The organism is Rhizobium sp. LARHSG275 (genome assembly GCF_052871115.1).
The window spans coordinates 31,167-43,228 of sequence record NZ_JBIXJN010000031.1 but is presented as its reverse complement, the minus strand read 5'-3'; the positions used below and the strand labels follow the sequence as shown (position 1 = coordinate 43,228).

12 protein-coding genes are annotated in these 12,062 nt (G+C 55.3%); 9 read left to right on the top strand and 3 right to left on the bottom strand.

Features of this window, described 5'->3' with window-relative positions; translation table 11 throughout:
- Nucleotides 1-67: 67 nt before the first annotated feature.
- Both nifD and nifH read right to left on the bottom strand, forming a co-directional pair.
- On the bottom strand, nucleotides 68-1,588 hold the full coding sequence (gene nifD, locus ACIPSK_RS30255; protein WP_003563194.1) for a nitrogenase molybdenum-iron protein alpha chain: 1,521 nt from the start codon (nucleotides 1,586-1,588) through the stop codon (nucleotides 68-70).
- A gap of 101 nt (nucleotides 1,589-1,689) precedes the next feature.
- The gene (nifH, locus tag ACIPSK_RS30250) at nucleotides 1,690-2,583 is read right to left on the bottom strand and encodes a nitrogenase iron protein (RefSeq protein WP_003563197.1); all 894 of its coding nucleotides are present in this window, start codon (nucleotides 2,581-2,583) and stop codon (nucleotides 1,690-1,692) included.
- A 215-nt stretch (nucleotides 2,584-2,798) separates the two neighbouring features.
- Between nifH and ACIPSK_RS30245 the strand changes: the two genes are divergently transcribed.
- The 9 genes from ACIPSK_RS30245 (at nucleotide 2,799) to nifT (ending at nucleotide 10,356) form a co-directional block, all read left to right on the top strand.
- Nucleotides 2,799-2,924: a hypothetical protein gene (locus ACIPSK_RS30245; RefSeq protein WP_017968956.1), complete on the top strand. Its 126-nt coding sequence runs from the start codon at nucleotides 2,799-2,801 to the stop codon at nucleotides 2,922-2,924.
- Nucleotides 2,925-3,147: 223 nt separating this feature from the next.
- Nucleotides 3,148-3,996 (top strand): electron transfer flavoprotein subunit beta/FixA family protein, encoded by an 849-nt coding sequence (locus tag ACIPSK_RS30240; protein ID WP_017968957.1) that lies wholly within the window; start codon nucleotides 3,148-3,150, stop codon nucleotides 3,994-3,996.
- 16 nt (nucleotides 3,997-4,012) lie between these two features.
- Entirely contained in the window at nucleotides 4,013-5,119 is a 1,107-nt protein-coding gene (locus ACIPSK_RS30235; RefSeq protein WP_017968958.1) for an electron transfer flavoprotein subunit alpha/FixB family protein, read from the top strand.
- A gap of 15 nt (nucleotides 5,120-5,134) precedes the next feature.
- Complete coding sequence (locus ACIPSK_RS30230; RefSeq protein WP_017968959.1) at nucleotides 5,135-6,442, top strand: FAD-binding protein; 1,308 nt, start codon at nucleotides 5,135-5,137, stop codon at nucleotides 6,440-6,442.
- A 12-nt stretch (nucleotides 6,443-6,454) separates the two neighbouring features.
- Nucleotides 6,455-6,751: a ferredoxin family protein gene (locus ACIPSK_RS30225; protein WP_017968960.1), complete on the top strand. Its 297-nt coding sequence runs from the start codon at nucleotides 6,455-6,457 to the stop codon at nucleotides 6,749-6,751.
- Between the two features lie 187 nt (nucleotides 6,752-6,938).
- The gene (gene nifA / locus ACIPSK_RS30220) at nucleotides 6,939-8,024 is read left to right on the top strand and encodes a nif-specific transcriptional activator NifA (protein WP_017968961.1); all 1,086 of its coding nucleotides are present in this window, start codon (nucleotides 6,939-6,941) and stop codon (nucleotides 8,022-8,024) included.
- A 365-nt stretch (nucleotides 8,025-8,389) separates the two neighbouring features.
- Nucleotides 8,390-9,742, top strand: coding sequence for a nitrogenase cofactor biosynthesis protein NifB (gene nifB, locus ACIPSK_RS30215; protein ID WP_017968962.1), 1,353 nt, complete (start codon nucleotides 8,390-8,392; stop codon nucleotides 9,740-9,742).
- A gap of 33 nt (nucleotides 9,743-9,775) precedes the next feature.
- Nucleotides 9,776-9,970: a 4Fe-4S binding protein gene (locus tag ACIPSK_RS30210; RefSeq protein ID WP_003563211.1), complete on the top strand. Its 195-nt coding sequence runs from the start codon at nucleotides 9,776-9,778 to the stop codon at nucleotides 9,968-9,970.
- 173 nt (nucleotides 9,971-10,143) lie between these two features.
- Nucleotides 10,144-10,356, top strand: a complete 213-nt coding sequence (nifT, locus tag ACIPSK_RS30205; protein WP_017968963.1) for a putative nitrogen fixation protein NifT — start codon at nucleotides 10,144-10,146, stop codon at nucleotides 10,354-10,356.
- 257 nt (nucleotides 10,357-10,613) lie between these two features.
- Here the strand turns inward: nifT and ACIPSK_RS30200 are convergent, their stop codons facing one another.
- Nucleotides 10,614-12,014: an AdeC/AdeK/OprM family multidrug efflux complex outer membrane factor gene (locus tag ACIPSK_RS30200; protein WP_446533094.1), complete on the bottom strand. Its 1,401-nt coding sequence runs from the start codon at nucleotides 12,012-12,014 to the stop codon at nucleotides 10,614-10,616.
- Nucleotides 12,015-12,062: the final 48 nt, after the last annotated feature.

The following is a 12,062-nucleotide window of genomic DNA, read 5'->3' as shown; positions in this document are numbered from 1 at the left end:
CTTATTCGCCGCGAGTGCGGCTGCGTGGACTTTGGAGGACGTCTAACATGTTGTCGCTCAGCAAAGATTATTCATCATCCAGGCCACAACTGCAGACACCGTAAGCATCGCAGTAGTGCGTTGCCTTCCATGGCGCGTCGTAGAGGCCCCAGACCGGATTGTTGATGGCAAGATCCATGTCTCTGGCGAAAATGGCGAAGCCGTCGTAGCCGTGATACGGACCCGAATAGTCCCAGGAATGCATCTGACGGAACGGTATGCCCATTTTTTGAACGGGGTATTTTTCTTTGATGCCCGAGCCGACGAGGTCCGGACGAATGGCCTCGATGAAGTTCTCGAGCTCGTAGCCGGTCACATCATCGTAGATAAGCGTACCCTTTTTGACATAGTGGCCGGTGCGCTCGTAATCGTCGCCATGGCCAAATTCGTAGCCTGTACCAACGATCTCCATTCCGAGATCCTCGTAGGCGGTAATGACATGGCGGGGGCGCAATCCGCCGACGTAGAGCATCACAGTTTTGCCATCAAGGCGCGGACGGTACTTCTCCGTCACCGCCTGGACGAGAGGTTGGTATCTAGTGATGAGTGCTTCGGCCCTCTCTTGGGTCTCCGGCCCGAAAAACGCGGCGATATTGCGCAAAGAGGTTTCGATCTGGGAAGGACCAAAAAAGTTGTACTCCATCCATGGAATGCCGTACTTTTCCTCCATATGCCGAGCGATGTAGTTCATGGACCGGTAGCAGTGAATAAGGTTGAGCGTCGCTTTTGGTGCACGCTCCACTTCCGCGAGCGTGGCATCTCCCGACCAGTTGCCGACCACGCGCAACCCCATATCCTCCAGCAGAATGCGCGAAGCCCACGCATCGCCGCCGATATTGTAGTCACCTATGACGTTAACGTCGAAAAAGCTGGGTTCGAAGTAGGTGTCCTTCTTATCGAAAACCCAGTCGCGTATCGCGTCGTTGGCGATATGATGGCCAAGCGATTGCGACACGCCACGAAACCCTTCGCATCGCACCGGCACGATCGTTTTGTTGTGCTCCTTGGCCTTCTTGCGCGCCACAGCTTCTATATCGTCTCCGATCAGTCCGATGGGACACTCGGACTGCAAGCTGACACCATTGTTCAGTGGAAACAGTTCCTCAACTTCATCGATGAGCTTCTCGAGCTTTTTGTCGCCACCAAAAACAATATCCTTTTCTTGAAAGTCAGACGTGAATTGCATGGTGACAAAGGCGTCGACGCCCGTCAGACCGACGTAATAGTTGCGGCGTTGCGACCAGGAATAGTGCCCACAACCGACAGGTCCATGCGATATATGGACCATGTCCTTGATCGGCCCCCACACGACACCCTTCGAGCCGGCATAAGCGCAGCCGCGGACGGTCATCACCCCCGGAATAGACTTGATGTTGGATTTCACTCCGGTCTCGCAAAGCGCATCGGAGCCCTGCTCGGCTGCCTCTCTGCCCTTCGCGACGCCAAGGTGCTTTTTGCGGCGCTTGGCCGTCTTATCCGGATACTGCGAGAGCACCTCATCTATAAGCCTTGCGTTGAAATCACCGTCGTTCTCGTAGTCGAGGCTCATAGGGCCATTCCTCTCTCGAAGGTTCGCTTGGAGCCTCAACGAGGAGGCATGGTTAGTCGACTAACACGCTTTGTCACCCGCGCCGCCCTATCTGCGGACGACTATGGCGCCAAACCCGCCTGCACCTCTTTGACGAGAAGTTCTTCAAGCATCTGCTCGTCCGACTTCATGATCCCGAAGTCGAGCAGCATATCCTCCAGCTCCTCCATTGTGATGGGAGTAGGGATAGTGCCCTTTCCCGAGTTGGAGTGGATCTTCTCGGCCAGCCATCGATATTCCGCCGCCTGTTTGGAGCGTGGCGCGTATTGGATCACGGTCATCTTTCTAAGCTCCGCGTGCTGGACAATGTTGTCGCGTGGCACGAAGTGAATGAGCTTCGAATTGAGCTTGGCGGCCAGCGCTTCCGCGAGGTCTAATTCTCGATCGGTCTGCCGCTCATTACAGATCAGACCGCCAAGCCGCACGCTTCCGGCGCTGGCATATTTGAGGATGCCCCTCGCAATGTTGTTTGCAGCATAGAGAGCCATCATCTCACCGGACATGACGATGTAAATTTCTTGAGCCTTGTTTTCGCGAATGGGCATAGCAAAGCCCCCGCACACCACGTCTCCGAGCACGTCATAGGAGACGTAGTCGACGTCGTCATAGGCGCCGTTTTCTTCCAGGAAGTTGATCGATGTGATGACGCCCCGTCCGGCGCAGCCGACGCCAGGTTCAGGGCCGCCCGACTCCACACATTTGATGCCGCCGTAGCCAGTTTTGAGCACGTCGCCGAGTTCCAGATCTTCGACTGAACCCTTCGTTGCGGCTAGATCCAGAACAGTGCCCTGCGCTTTGGAGTTCAGAATCAATCGCGTCGAATCAGCCTTTGGGTCGCAGCCGACGATGAGGATTTTCTGCCCAAGTTCGACAAGGGCAGCGAGCGTATTCTGGGAGGTGGTGGATTTGCCAATGCCTCCCTTTCCGTAAAACGCTATCTGACGCAGAGCAGCCATTATTGCTTCCTTTTCGTGTTCGAACCGAGGGTGATGCCGCGACATTGGACGCGGCTGGTTCCGTCGCGGCCCGAGAACAATTTTCAAGCGTCGTGCCAGACTGGGCGGATTGATTTGGCAGAACGGAATTTGGTGCTGCCGCAAACACTTAGAGGGATAAAATACCGGACCGAAGAATCCTAAGACGTGTCACGAAGTCGACAAAGGAAACGACAATGTCGACACATGTCGTGTTGCTCCTGAAGAGGCAGCAGTGGGTCGGCTTCAATGCCAACACTTCTCGGTCGAATGAGCTGCGCTTGATGCAAATGCTGGCAATGGAAAGCGGCGCGGTGCTCTAGCGAAATCGTTTGCGGTTAAAAATCTCGCGAGCAGTGTTGCACCCCTGCCAAGCGCATGCAGCCACCGTGTCGCAAACCTGACAAAGCTGTCGCACTGTCGACGACTAGCCAACCCGAATCCCCCCGAAATCCGCCAGCTGATCTCCGCGCAATCGGCTTGGCACGACGAGTGCTAGGACCGACCGAGACACAAAAGCTACATTCGGTTGGAGCCAAAGACAGCATGAATATCGTGGTCTGCATAAAGCAAGTGCCTGACTCCGCACAGATCCGGGTTCATCCGGTTACCAACACGATCATGCGCCAAGGCGTGCCGACAATCATCAATCCTTACGATCTTTTCGCCTTGGAAGAAGCTCTTGAACTGCGTGAACGGTATGGGGGTAAAGTCACTGTGCTTACCATGGGTCCGCCCATGGCAAAACAAGCGCTGGAGAAAGCTCTGGCATACGGGGCAGATGAAGCGGTACTCCTTAGCGACCGTCACTTCGCCGGGTCAGACACCTTGGCAACTTCATTTGCTATCTCCCGAGCTATTACGAACCTTGGTCTCCGCCATGCGCCTGAAATCGTGTTTACTGGCAAGCAGACGATCGACGGCGATACAGCGCAGGTGGGGCCGGGGATTGCCAGGCGTCTTGAACTGCAACAACTGACCTCCGTAACGAAAATTGTTTCAGTCGATCTTCATGCCCGAGAGATCACGGTGGAGCGCCGTTCGGAAGGCGGCACACAAATGCTGAAGAGCCGACTGCCGTGCTTGATCAGTGTCCTTGAAGGCGTCAACGCCATCCGGCGCGGCTCCGTCGCTGACGCGTTGCGTGCCGCGCGCGCGCACATACCCACCTGGCGTGCAGCCGACGCCGGTATTGTGGAGATAGCTAAATGCGGCTTGAGAGGATCGCCGACTGTCGTCAAGCGCGTATTCGCCCCGACCCCACGGGCCGAGAAAGCAATCCAAATCGAAGTAAACGATGACGAGTGCGGTCCGCTGTCTGACGAAATAATCGCGTCGATCTTCGAGCACCAGCCCGCATTGGAAGCGAGCTTGCAACCGAATGGGCTCACGTGAGAAACAAGGAGCATAAATGGAAGCCCACGAAGCTGAAAGTCAATCTCCAATCGTCAGTCGTGCCAGCGCGAAGAAGGAATTGCCCAGACACTTCCGCGACAATCGGCACGTTTGGGTTTTCATCGAGCTTGAGCGAGGTCAAGTGCACCCCGTGTCTATTGAACTGCTCGGTGAAGGGCGCAAGCTTGCCGATAAGCTGAGCATTCAACTGGCGGGAGTGGTCATTGGAACCGCGGAAGGCCTGGGAAGTCGGTCTGCCATTGCAGAGGCGTTCGCTTACGGGGCCGATCTCGCCTACCTCGTCGAGTCACCGCTGCTATCGGACTACCGAAACGAGCCCTTCACCAAAGCTCTCTCAGACCTGGTCATCCTCCATAAGCCGGAAATTCTGCTGCTCGGCGCCACCTCGCTTGGGCGAGACCTCGCCGGTTCTGTGGCAACTACCCTGGAAACAGGGCTTACGGCTGACTGTACCGAGTTGGATGTCGATGCAGACGGCTCGCTCGCAGCCACCCGGCCGACATTTGGCGGTTCGCTGCTGTGCACGATCTACACTCTCAACTGTCGCCCGCAAATGGCGACGGTGCGGCCCCGGGTCATGGCGACTCCCAATAGAGTGACCAATACAAGTGGGCCTATCATTCGGCATGACCTGATGATGATTGAGGAGGAGATTGTCACAAAGGTTCTCGGCTTCCTTCCGGATGGACGATCAGAGAAAATCAACCTCGCCTATGCCGACATCGTGGTCGCCGGCGGGCTTGGTATTGGCACCGCCGAGAATCTGGAGCGTGTGATGGTTCTAGCGAGGACAATTGGCGGTGAATTCGGCTGCTCCCGACCTTTGGTTCAAAAAGGTTGGATGGAGGTTGATCGGCAGATTGGCCAAACCGGCCAGACGATCCGGCCCAAACTTTATCTTGCGGCTGGAATATCAGGCGCGGTCCAACATCGGGTTGGCGTCGAAGGGGCTGATTTGATCGTTGCCATCAACACCGACGGCAATGCCCCGATCTTCGATTTCGCCCATGTCGCGGTTGTGGCTGATGCAGTCGGTCTTCTGCCGGCACTGACCGCGGCGTTCACCAGGCGACTAGCGCCTCATACCAATCGATGCAAGTAAACTGAGGTGCCGCTAATGAAGAACGAGAAATTCGATGCGATCGTGGTCGGGGCAGGTATGTCGGGTAACGCGGCTGCTTATGCGATGGCCATGCGTGGTCTGAAAGTGCTGCAGTTGGAACGCGGCGAGTACCCGGGTTCGAAGAACGTTCAAGGAGCGATACTGTACGCCGACGCGCTGGAGAAGATCATTCCCGACTTCCGCGATGACGCGCCTCTTGAACGGCATCTTGTCGAGCAGCGCTTCTGGATCATGGACGGCGCGTCGCACACCGGAATTCACTATCGGTCGGATGACTTTAACGAACGGAGGCCAAACCGATACACGATCATCCGTGCCCCATTCGATAGATGGTTCTCGGCCAAGGTGCGTGAGGCCGGATGCACCGTTCTCTGCGAGACATTGGCCACAAGACTTATCCAGGATTCATGCGGCAACGTGACAGGCGTATGCACCGACCGCCCTGGCGGGGCCATTTTTGCCGACGTCGTGGTGCTTGCTGAGGGGGTGAATGGCTTCCTAGGAACACGAGGACGTTTCCGTGAAACTCCCAAGCCGGACAGCGTCGCACTTGCCGTGAAAGAGATGCATTTCCTGCCGGAGGACGTTATCGCAGAACGCTTTGGCCTGACTGCAGACGAAGGCTGTGTGATCGAGGCAGGTGGGACAATTTCACGGGGAGTCCCGGGGCTTGGCTTTCTGTATACGAACAAGGAGTCCATCTCGGTTGGGATAGGATGCCTCGTTTCCGGTTTGGCCGCCGCCATGGAAAGGCCATACGATTTGCTTGAAGCTTTCAAGCACCATCCTTCGATCCGGCCATTGATTGCCGGGTCTGAGGTGAAGGAATATGCTGCGCATCTCATTCCCGAAGGCGGTTTTACGGCTATCCCACAGCTCTTCGGCAATGGGTGGGTCGTGGTTGGAGACGCGGCCCAGTTGAACAATGCCGCACATCGGGAGGGCTCGAACCTCGCAATGACATCAGGTTATCTGGCGGGTAAAGCGATCGCAGACGTAAAGGATCGCGGCGGCTCGATGGTGAAAAGCAACTTGGCTTTGTATAAGAGCATGCTCGACTCATCCTTCGTCATCAAAGATCTAATGAAGCATAAAGAGATGCCAAGGTTTCTCCATGCCAACAGCCAGAGCTTGTTTGTTTCATATCCAAAGTTGATATCTAAAGCTGCGCACAGTTTCGTCCGCGTCGACGGAACCTCAAAACTTCACAAAGAAACTGCCACCTCTGCCGCCTTTTTGAAAGCACGATCCCGGTGGGGATTGGTTTCAGACGCAGTCCGGCTCGCCCGCGCGTGGCGCTAAAGGGAGATTCAGATGAAGGCCATCGTTAAACGGCGTGTTGAGGACAAGCTTTACCAGAACCGATATCTGGTTGACCCGGGCCGCCCGCACATATCGGTCAGGAAACACCTGTTTCCAAGTCCAAACCTAATCGCCTTAACACAGGTTTGTCCGGCGAAATGTTACCAGCTGAACGACAGACGTCAGGTGACGATTGTCTCCGATGGCTGCTTGGAATGCGGGACATGTAGGGTGTTATGCGGACCCGACGGCGATATTAAGTGGACGTATCCACGAGGTGGGTTCGGCGTTCTCTTCAAGTTTGGATGACCAGCTTCTTCAGCCATTCGGTGACCCAACGCAGGGTAGGCAAACAATGACGAACCGGCTGGTGGAGCGCCCTACCAATTTGTAATTTTTATTGACCTTCGAAGTCCAATATGTAGCGCGGAGGACGTTCCAGGATTGTCCTGAGTGCCCAAAGCACTCTCAACCACGTGCTGAATGGAGTAGTCCCGTGGCTGGATCAGATGATGAGAAGATGCCCAAATCTGCAGTGCGGCCGGGTGCTGAAATTGTGGGCGAGAGCGCGGCACTCAATGAGGTTCTTGAAATCGCCCAGATTGTCGCAAGGAGCAACTCGCCTGTCCTGTTGCGAGGTGAGAGCGGCACGGGCAAGGAATTCTTTGCAAAGCTGATACACGATTCCTCGTCGCGCCGCGAAAAGCCCTTCGTAAAGTTGAATTGCGCCGCGCTGTCGGCAGGCGTTCTGGAATCGGAACTATTCGGGCACGAGAAAGGCGCCTTCACCGGCGCTACCTCTCAGAAAGAAGGTCGGTTCGAGCTGGCGCACGGTGGAACTTTGCTGCTCGACGAAATAGGAGAAATCTCGGCTGAGTTTCAGGCCAAGTTGCTGCGCGTCTTGCAGGAAGGCGAACTTGAGCGTGTCGGTGGGACAAGAACATTGAAAGTCAACGTCAGGTTGGTATGCGCGACCAATAAGGATCTTGAAACGGCCGTGGCGGCGGGGGAGTTCAGAGCCGACCTATATTACCGGATCAATGTCGTACCCATCACTTTGCCACCACTCAGGCAGCGTGATGGTGACATCCCGCGTTTGGCCCAAAAATTCCTCCAGCGTTTCAACAGGGAGAACGGCCGTTCGCTAAGCTTCGCACCCTCGGCGCTTGATATCCTCTCGAAATGCGAGTTCCCCGGTAATATTCGTGAGCTGCAAAACTGCACACAGAGGACCGCAACTCTGGCCCGTTCGGACATCATCGTTCCTCAAGATCTCGCCTGTGAACAGGGTCGATGCTATTCCCCGCTCCTTAAAAAGGCGGTTGCCGAGCGAATCGGCAAGGGCTCAGTTCATGGGCTCGCTCGAGACGAAACGGTGTCGGTGGGACAGCCGCGTGATGTCGCCGCCTTCGCGCCTGAAACCATAATGGGGCAGTCAGGTCTGATCGGCAGAGAACGGTTGGAACAGGCGATGGCGACGGCCGGATGGGTTCAGGCTAAAGCTGCGCGGCTCCTTGGCCGAACGCCGCGACAGGTCGGTTACTCTCTGCGCCGACACGGGATCGAACGAAAAGTCTTCTAACAACGCAGTCATTGGCGCAGACCTGGTTCGCCAGGTCGCGCCGAACAGACGCCTGGCGATTCTAGCTTCCCCCCCCACCAGACAAGGTCTGCCAAGTGGCCCTGTCGTGTCTCCAACGAAACCCTGTAGCAAAATGGTCTAAAGCGGACATCGAAGAGCGTATCGGCCTTGCAGGGTGACGTTTCTCAGACTGGCATCGCTCTTGCTCGCGGAATTGAGATTTCAAATGTCATTGGAGTTCCGGAATGTCCAGAGGGATGAGTAAGTGTAGGAACACCAACGCAGCACCTGCCGCACGCGTGTCGGAGGCAACAACGTTCGGTGACTATGCACCTTCGTCCCGTGGCAGTTCAGAGCCGGATGCTATGGATCCAGCGATCCGTGAAAAGATCAAAGACCACCCGTGCTTCTCGCGGGAAGCGCATCTTTATTTCGCGCGGATGCATCTAGCGGTGGCACCAGCCTGCAACATCCAATGCAATTACTGCAATCGAAAATATGACTGCGCAAACGAAAGCAGGCCAGGAGTAGCATCACATAGGCTCACTCCCGACCAGGCGCTGCGCAGGGCCATGGCGGTCGCCAGCGAAGTGCCGCAGCTTTCGGTGGTGGGGATCGCCGGGCCGGGCGATGCCTGCTACGATTGGAGGAAGACAAAAGCGACGCTCATACCGATCGCCCGCGAAATCCCCGACGTCAAGCTTTGCATCTCAACCAATGGCCTCGCGCTTCCTGAACATGTCGACGAGCTTGTCGACATGAATGTCGGGCACGTAACAATCACCATCAACATGGTAGATCCGAAGATCGGGACCGAGATCTACCCCTGGATATTCTATGATGGCCGCCGCTACAACGGCATCGATGCGTCCATGATCCTTCATGAGAGGCAAATGTTGGGGCTCGAAATGCTGACAGAACGCGGCATCCTCACCAAGGTCAATTCGGTGATGATCCCGGGCGTCAACGACGAGCATCTCATCGAGGTTAACAAGTGGGTCAAGGACAGGGGCGCGTTTATGCACAACGTAATGCCCCTGATCTCAGAGCCTTCAAATGGTACTCTATATGGTCTGAACGGTCAGCTTTGCCCTGCCCCTTCTGAGTTAATCGCGCTTCGGGACCGGCTTGAAGGCGACACGAAGGTGATGCGCCATTGCCGCCAGTGCCGTGCCGATGCAGTCGGTCTGCTCAGTGATGATCGCGCACACGAATTCACGATTTCCCAAATCCCAGCTGAAGCGACCAACGACAGTGACAAGCGCCATGCCTATCGCAAGTTGATCGAGCGCGAGCGACGCGGGCAAACGTTGGATGCGAGGGACGAGGCCACACCGGTCTCAGCTCCATCTGACGAACTTTTCCTTATAGCTGTAACCACCAAAGGTGGAGGCCGGGTCAATGAACATTTCGGTCATGCGCAGGAAATGCAGATTTTCTCAGTCTGTCAAAAGGGCATCGGATTGATAGGTAACCTAAAGATCGACCCGTACTGCCTTGGTGGATGGGGGGAGGAGGCTACTCTCAACAGTATCATCAATGCGCTCGAAGGCTTAGATTTGCTGATTTGTTCCCAGATCGGCAATGGCCCTACGAATAAACTCGCACGCCGAGGTGTTCGAGCAACGGGCGCTTATGGCGGCTCCTACATCGAGCAGGCAATCGACGCTCATTATAGCGCGGTGCTTCACGACGACGCTTTAGCAGCCGCGACTTGACACACACTTTGACTAAACCAGAGGAGCTGAATCATGGCCTTCAAAATCATCGCCTCACAATGCACCCAATGCGGCGCATGCGAATTTGAGTGCCCCTCAGGCGCAATCAGTTTCAAAACTGACAGATTCGTGGTCGATCCTAAAATATGCACCGAGTGTAGGATTGAGTTTGACGCGCCCAAATGCAGAGCCATTTGCCCCATGCCGAACACCTGCGTTCCTGCCTGAGCAGCCGTAAACGAAAGCAAAAAGGGCTCGCCTGCGAAAGCATTTTGGCGCAGGCGGGCATCCTCCTCGACAGCAACCCCTGCAACAATGAGGTGGTTGAGCGTGGCAGCATCGTCGGTTCCAACGGGTGCGAAATGGAGCAAATTTCACGTGTGTAAAACGAGGTACAGTAAATGAAAGCAATGATCCGGAGAAATGGGGCCGGCTTGTCGATCTATATGTCAAAAAAGGATGTCGAGGAGCCCGTTGTAGCGGTGGAGAATGAAGACTTCTGGGGCGGGTTTGTGTTGGTGAGGAATGGATGGCTGCTCGCCCTCCCCGAATTAGCGCAGAGCTCCCGTTTACCGATTACAGTCGAGGCAAAGAGGCAATCCGATCAGGAATGACGCGGCACGCCGAACTTAGGGGGTTTGCGCGACTGACTTGATGACGAAATATGCTACGCCAAACGTTTAGGTCCCCGGCTGGTCGTCGCAAACTCGCATGCAGCATAGTTTGGAAGAATGAAGTTCCCCGATTTCGGCCGAGCAGGAGCTGGCGTTTCCCGGTGTGACAAACCACTATTCGACATGTTCACACCAAATTTCACCAGCCGCCGACAATGAGCTTCTGAAGTCAAGCATTCTGCAATCCCACAGATTACCTAAAAGCGTTCCTTTGAAACGGGTTGTATCCGCCCCCCAATCGCATTAATGAGGCGGACATAATCTTTCGCCGATTGCTGTATGGCTGTGGCGAGACTGACTTGTGTAACAGAGAACGACCTCTGGGCTTCCAGCAAATCGAGAAGCGAAGACGCGCCATCCTTGTAAGACGAGGTTGATAGCTTCAAAGTTTCTTCCGCAGTTTTAACCGCTGCCTTCAACGCTTGCACGGTACACGCGTCACGATGCATTGCCACTAGCGCATTTTCAACTTGCTCGACCGCCTTGAGCACAGTGGATTTCCAGTTCAAGTAGGAAATCGTCGCTTTGGATTTGATCCGTTCCACATTTGCTCGCAGACTTCCGCCGTCTAGAATGGGAAGGTTCAAACTCGGCCCAAATGACCATGATGTGAGATTCCCATAGACCCCGCGTTCATTGATGCCTGATGGCGAAATAGAGCCTGAAAGCGTAATAGATGGAAACAGTTTCGCTTCCGCCACCCCGATCTGTGCCGTGCTGGCAGCAAGGTCGCGCTCGGCTTTTCGAATGTCCGGCCGATTTCGAATAATGTCTGCAGGGATGCCAACATTTACATCCGCGTGAAATGCGGGCTGATTTGAACCTTTTGCAATCTCCTCGACCATGGAACCGGCGGGCTTACCAAGCAACGTCGCTATCCGGTGGGCTGAGATGCGAAAATTAGCATCAAGGCTAGGAATTTCGGCCAGCGTCGATTGCACCAGCCCCTCTGCCCGCACAACATCCATGCGAGCCACGGCTCCTGCGGCAAACTTAGACGTCGTGAGCTCAAAAGTCTCCCTTCTTGATTTAAGGTTAGCCTGCGAAAGCGCTAGACGCCGCTGGTAATAACGAGCGTCAACATAACTTGAGATAATATCGTTTATGAAGGCGAGTTTCGCCATATCTACTGACGCGTACGCCGCATCGAGGGCGGCCTCCGCGCTCTCAGTGTTCCGCTTGTAGACGCCAAAGTCGAGAAGCCATGATAGCGACAACTCACCAGTGGAGGTATTGCTAGTGTAAGTCTGCTTGCGGAGTTTACCCTTTTGCCCGCTTACCGTATGAGAGCCGCTCAACGTGAGATCTGGGAGTGCGCTGGCTTCAGCTATCGTGACAGTGGCAGCAGCCAAATCAATCCTTTCGATCGCCTGCTGGACATCCAAATTTTGGCTTATGCCTTGTTCCACGTAAGAGGTGAGCATTGGATCATTGAATGCGGTCCACCAAGCGACCACAGTGACGTCGCCGTTTGAGGTGACACCACCCTCGCTGAATTTCGCAGGTAGCGGCATTTCAGGTGGCGCATAATTGGGACCTACCACGCATCCCGAGAGCAGCAGCGAAAAAAATGGTGTCGTGTAGCGGGTGAATCGCATCCCTAGCCCTTATCGAACTTATCAGCCGTTGCCGGGAACTACCGCGCC

Coding starts and splice junctions, on each gene's coding strand:
- nifD (WP_003563194.1), bottom strand. CDS start 1,588: ATGAGCCTCGACTACGAGAACGACGGTGATTTCAACGCAAGGCTTATA.
- nifH (WP_003563197.1), bottom strand. CDS start 2,583: ATGGCTGCTCTGCGTCAGATAGCGTTTTACGGAAAGGGAGGCATTGGC.
- ACIPSK_RS30245 (WP_017968956.1), top strand. CDS start 2,799: ATGTCGACACATGTCGTGTTGCTCCTGAAGAGGCAGCAGTGGGTCGGC.
- ACIPSK_RS30240 (WP_017968957.1), top strand. CDS start 3,148: ATGAATATCGTGGTCTGCATAAAGCAAGTGCCTGACTCCGCACAGATC.
- ACIPSK_RS30235 (WP_017968958.1), top strand. CDS start 4,013: ATGGAAGCCCACGAAGCTGAAAGTCAATCTCCAATCGTCAGTCGTGCC.
- ACIPSK_RS30230 (WP_017968959.1), top strand. CDS start 5,135: ATGAAGAACGAGAAATTCGATGCGATCGTGGTCGGGGCAGGTATGTCG.
- ACIPSK_RS30225 (WP_017968960.1), top strand. CDS start 6,455: ATGAAGGCCATCGTTAAACGGCGTGTTGAGGACAAGCTTTACCAGAAC.
- nifB (WP_017968962.1), top strand. CDS start 8,390: ATGGATCCAGCGATCCGTGAAAAGATCAAAGACCACCCGTGCTTCTCG.
- ACIPSK_RS30210 (WP_003563211.1), top strand. CDS start 9,776: ATGGCCTTCAAAATCATCGCCTCACAATGCACCCAATGCGGCGCATGC.
- nifT (WP_017968963.1), top strand. CDS start 10,144: ATGAAAGCAATGATCCGGAGAAATGGGGCCGGCTTGTCGATCTATATG.
- ACIPSK_RS30200 (WP_446533094.1), bottom strand. CDS start 12,014: ATGCGATTCACCCGCTACACGACACCATTTTTTTCGCTGCTGCTCTCG.